This window comes from Massilia sp. CT11-108 (assembly GCF_047302915.1).
Lineage (GTDB): Bacteria > Pseudomonadota > Gammaproteobacteria > Burkholderiales > Burkholderiaceae_D > Telluria > Telluria orientalis.
In genome coordinates, this window is sequence record NZ_JBKYMO010000402.1 from 1 (window position 1) to 5,150 (window position 5,150).

Annotated in this window: 4 protein-coding genes; all 4 read right to left on the reverse strand. The window is 65.7% G+C overall.

Going from position 1 to position 5,150, the window contains the following annotated elements; translation table 11 throughout:
* Window positions 1-276 precede the first annotated feature (276 nt).
* Window positions 277-1,869, reverse strand: a complete 1,593-nt coding sequence (locus ACEN88_RS23960; protein WP_413343686.1) for a glycoside hydrolase family 10 protein — start codon at window positions 1,867-1,869, stop codon at window positions 277-279.
* Window positions 1,870-1,878: 9 nt separating this feature from the next.
* The gene (locus tag ACEN88_RS23965) at window positions 1,879-3,015 is read right to left on the reverse strand and encodes an acyltransferase family protein (RefSeq protein WP_413343688.1); all 1,137 of its coding nucleotides are present in this window, start codon (window positions 3,013-3,015) and stop codon (window positions 1,879-1,881) included.
* A complete protein-coding gene (locus ACEN88_RS23970) occupies window positions 3,012-4,289 on the reverse strand; it encodes an MFS transporter (protein WP_413343690.1) in 1,278 nt (425 codons plus the stop codon). The genes ACEN88_RS23965 and ACEN88_RS23970 overlap by 4 nt, the downstream gene beginning before the upstream one ends.
* Window positions 4,290-4,335: 46 nt before the next feature.
* The coding region (locus ACEN88_RS23975) for an N-acetylmuramic acid 6-phosphate etherase (protein ID WP_413343691.1) at window positions 4,336-5,150 on the reverse strand (815 nt) is incomplete at its 5' end.

A 5,150-nucleotide genomic window follows, 5' to 3' on the forward strand; every position in this document is an offset into this window, starting at 1 on the left:
CACCTGCCCCAGCGTGTGCTGGCTGCCGTCCGGCTGCGCGAATTTCACATAGCCCAGCATTTTCGCGACAAATCCGGAAAACGCAAAGATGAACAGTGCGTTCATGCCGTAGATGTCTCGGTGCCGCCGGCGTCGATGCCGAGTCCCAGGCTGCCAGCGAGACTCGGACTCGGCGGTATAGGTTCGGGTTGCGAATCGATCATGATCATCCGCCAGTGTACGCCGTCAGGCGCTCATCGGGCGAATGAATGGTGGCGTGCAATGCATGACCCAAGGTTATGCCTTGCGCCACGCTTCGATTCTGGGGCTTTCGTTGCCGAGACGGTCGACGGCACTGACGACGATGGCATCCGCCGCGCCCAGCTTCGCATCGTCGGGCACGGCCCAGTCCACGCGCGATGCGGGCGCCACGGCGAAACGCCACTGGTTGCCGAAGCGCGACCAGATCGCGTACATCGCATTGGCCTTGCCGGCCGCGAGTTTCAAATACACGGACGGCCCCTTGCGCACGGCCGCGACGGACGGCGCGCCGGGCCCTTCGTTGCCGAGCCACGGCGTCGCGGGCACGAGTGCGGGCCCGGGATACGACACGGTGCGCAGCTGGTCGCTGATGCCCTTGCGGTTTTCCATCAGCGGCGCCATGCTGAAGTGCACGTGGCCGTTCGCGTTCGGACGCGCCCGCGTGTGGTCGATCTGGTCGAGGATTTCCTGCGGCGGATACTCCTTCGTCGGCGCGCCGACGCGGCTCGTGAACAGGCCCGGCCACACGTGGCGGCCTTTCGGGTTCTGCGTCAGCCAGTAATCGAGCAGCACGTCGTACGCCTGGCCCGGCTGGCGGATGCCCCAGTACAACTGCGGCGAGAAATAATCGAGCCAGCCATTTTGAAGCCACGTCTCGGCGTCCGCATACAACTTGTCGTACTGCGAAAAGCCGACGATGCCGCGCGGGCGGCGGTCCGGCCGGCCCAGGCCGAACGGGCTGATGCCGAAGCGCACCCAGCTCTTCTCGCGGTGGATGCCCTCGTACATCGCTTCGATCAGGCGGTTGACGTTCTGGCGCCGCCACGACGCGCGATCGAGCCGCCCGCCGCCGGCCACGTAGCGCTGCCACGCGGGTTCGTCGGGAAAATCCAGCTCGGCCTTCGCGGTGCGGCCTTCCAGCGCCGCGCCTTCCGCACCGGTCGCCGTCGGGGCCTCGATCGGGTACGGATAAAAATAATCGTCGATGTGGACGCCGTCGATGTCGTAGCGGCGCACGACGTCCAGCACGACGTCCAGCGTCTGCTTGACGGCGGCTTCCTCGCCCGGGTCCATCCACTGGTATTTGCCGTAGGTCTTGACGGCGGCCGGATGCGTGCGCGTGATGTGGTTCGGCGCGGCCGGCGAGCGGGCGCCGTTGTGGCGGGCGCGGTACGGGTTGAACCACGCGTGCAGCTCGAGCCCGCGCGCGTGCGCCTGCGTGACCCAGAATTTCAGCGGGTCGTACCATGGCTGCGGCGCCTGGCCCTGCAGGCCCGTCAGGTATTCCGACCACGGTTCCAGCTTGGACGGATAGATGGCGTCCGCGGATGGGCGCACCTGCAGCACGATGGCATTCAGGTTCAGCGCCTTGGCGCGGTCGAGGATGGCGATGGCTTCGGCCTGCTGCTTGTCGGCGGAGAGGTTCGGCTTGCTGGGCCAGTCGATGTTGGCGACGGTCGACACCCAGGCGGCCCGGAATTCACGCGGGGCGGGCGGCGGCTCGTCGCCGGCGGGGACGTTGCTCACCAGCGGAGGCGTCGAACTGCAGCCCGACATGAGGCCGCCCATCGCCAGCGCACCGGCGACTCCCGCGAACGCGAATGCGCGTCGTTTTTGATCAGGTTGCAACACCAACTCCTAGACTTTGACGAACCACCGTTTGCGCCACATGCCCCACGCGACGAGGAACATGCACGCATCGAACAACACGGCATGCAGCAGCGACGTATTGACGGCACCGACCGGCAACGCGGCGATCGGCGCGTACAACACCTGCCCCAGCGTGTGCTGGCTGCCGTCCGGCTGCGCGAATTTTACATAGCCCAGCATTTTCGCGACAAATCCGGAAAACGCAAAGATGAACAGTGCGTTCATGCCGTAGATGATGAACGGAAGAGTCCAGCGCGCCGCCAGCGTACGTACACGGGAAGAGGGGCTCACGTCCAGCGGCCAATAGAATGCGGAAAATGCCAGGCAGGCCAGGCCGGTCATCAGGAAGCAGTACGACGGTGTCCACAGGCTCTTGTTGATCGGCATGAGAATGATACCGAGAAACATCCCAATCGCGACGCACGCGATGCCGGCGACCACCAGTCCCACCACCTGCCGCGTGCGGTCCACGCTCGACGCGAGCCAGCGGCCGGCCAGCACGCCGAACAGCTGGCTGCACAGCGCGGGCAACGTGGACACGATGCCTTCCGGATCCCACGTCTTAGCTTGCACCCACAGGTGATTGCCCAGCAGCGTGCGGTCGACCCACGCGCCGAAGTCCTGCCCGGGCTCCAGCACGCCGGCGCCGATGCCGGGCACGGGCACGTACAGCATCAGCACGCTGTACAGCGCCAGCACGCCCGCGATGATGGCCAGTTGCGCGCGCCAGCCGCAATACACGACGATGGGCGCGGCCAGCAACGTGCACAGCGCAATCCGCTGCAACACGCCGGGGATGCGCACTTTGTCGATATTGAAATACGGCATGAAGTTCAGCAGGAAGCCGATCAGGAAGATCAGCAGCGCGCGCTTCGCCAGCTTGGCGAGCAAACGGGGCCTGTCGGCACCGGCTGCTGCCAGGCGGCCCAGCGACAGGGCCATCGCCACGCCGCCGATGAACAGGAAGAACGGGAAGATGCAGTCCGTAAAAGTCCAGCCGTTCCATTTCGCGTGTTCCAGCGGTCCGTACAGATGGCCCCAGTCGCCCGGGTTATTGACCAGCACCATCGCGGCAATGGTAAAACCGCGGAAGGCGTCGAGCGACACGAGGCGGTTATTGTTCACTTCTTCCCGAACTCCGGATCGATCTTGACGAGGGCCGCCATCGCGAAGGCGGGGATCGTCGCGAGGCACGTCCAGACGAAGAAATGCTGGTAGCCGATCATCTCCTGCAGCTTGCCGCTCCACATGCCGGGCACCATCATGCCGAGTGCCATCAGGCCCGTGCAGATCGCGTAATGGGCCGTCTTGTACGGGCCTTCCGACACCATGATCATGTACATCAGCATGGCGGTGAAACCGAAACCATAGCCGAACTGCTCGATCGCGAGGAAGCCGCAGATGACGCCGAAATTCTGCGGCTGCGCGGACGACAGGTACACGAACACAAGGTCGGGCAAGTGCACGGCCAAGACCATCAGCCACAGGCAGCGTTTCAGGCCCAGGCGCGAGATCAGGTAACCGCCGAACAGGCCGCCGATGGTCAGCGCGATGATGCCGATGGTGCCGTAGGCGGTGCCGTACTGCTCGGTCGTGAGACCCAGGCCGCCCGCGCTGACCGGGTCTTTCAGGAATGGCGCGACGAGTTTCAACAGCTGCGACTCGCCCAGGCGGAACGTCAGAATAAAACCGAGGATCAGCCAGATGTCGCGCTTGCGGAAAAAGCTGGCGAAGGTGGCGAAGAAGCTGGCAAGGGGCTTAGTGATTCCCTCCTTGCCCTCGGTCGCCCGGTGGTCGGTGTCGGGTCGCGGCAGCACGGCCTGGTGCCACGCGCACAAGGCGAAGAACAGCCCGCACAGCACGAAGAACACGATGCTCCACGCCTGGTGCACGTCGCCCAACGATGTCGAGAGATGGCCGGCCAGGATCACGAGCGGTCCCTGCGCGGCCAGTGTCGCAAGCCGATAAAACGTCGAGCGCACGCCGACATAGGCGGCCTGCTGCTGCTGGCGCAGGCCCAGCATATAAAAGCCGTCGGCGGAAATGTCGTGCGTGGCGGACGCGAAGGCCATCACCCACATGACCGCCAGGCTGATCATGAAGAACGACGGCAAGTGGAGTGTCCCGCCGACGGCCCCCAACGCGGCGGCCAGCACCAGTTGCAGAGACACCGTCCAGCCGCGCTTGGTGCCGAACAGGTCGACCACCGGCGACCACAGCGGCTTGATCACCCAGGGCAGGTACAGCAGGCTCGTATAAAAGGCGATGTCGGTGTTGGACAGCCCCATGTCCTTGTACATGATGACGGACAGGCTGTTGGCGACGATGTAGGGGATGGCCTGGCCGAAATACAACGAGGGCACCCACAGCCACGGGTTCTTGGATTGCGTAGTCTGCATGTTCTTTCGTCGTCGGCCGGCGGGCGTTGCTGGGGCCCGCGCCGCGTCAGCCGGCCAGGGCGGCGCGCACGCTGCCGCGTGCGCTCTCCAGCAGGGCACGCGCCTGCTCGACAGGGATGTTCTTGGACAAGGCCACGATCGCGACCTTGACATGGAAGTCGCACTGCGCCAGTACCACGCGGGCCGCCGCCTCGTCCGCCCCGGTCGCGAACGACGTCAGGCGGATGGCACGGCGGACCAGCTTGGCATTGGTCGCCTTCAAGTCTACCATCAGGTTGCCATAAACCTTGTTCAAACGCACCATCAAAGCGCTGGAGAAGGTGTTCAGCGCGATCTTCTGCGACGTGCCCGCTTTTAAACGCGTGCTGCCGGAGATGGCTTCCGGGCCCGTGTCCAGGGTGACGCCGATCTCGGCTTCGCCAGTGACGGGCGCCTCCGGATTGTTCGCAAAACCGATCGTCAGCGCCCCGGCCGCCCGCGCGGCGCGCAGGGCGCCCAGCACATAGGGCGTCGCGCCCGATGCGGCGACGGCCAGCACGACGTCGTCCGGCCCCACGTTCGCGTTGCGGATATCGGCCGCGCCCTGGTCCACATCGTCCTCGGCACCTTCGACGGCGACGAACATCGCATCCGTCCCGCCGGCCAGCAGCGCGACGGCCCGGTCGTGCGGCCAGGAGAAGGTCGGGTACAGCTCGACGCTGTCCAGCACGCCCAGCCGGCCGGACGTCCCGGCACCCACGTAGACGAGGCGCCCGCCCCGCTCCATCCGGGGCAGCGCGGCGGTGGGCGGGGTGTTATTAACATCTCCGCGCCCCCGAGGCCGCGCGGCAGGGGGGGTGGGGGGGGGGGGGTGGGAAAAAA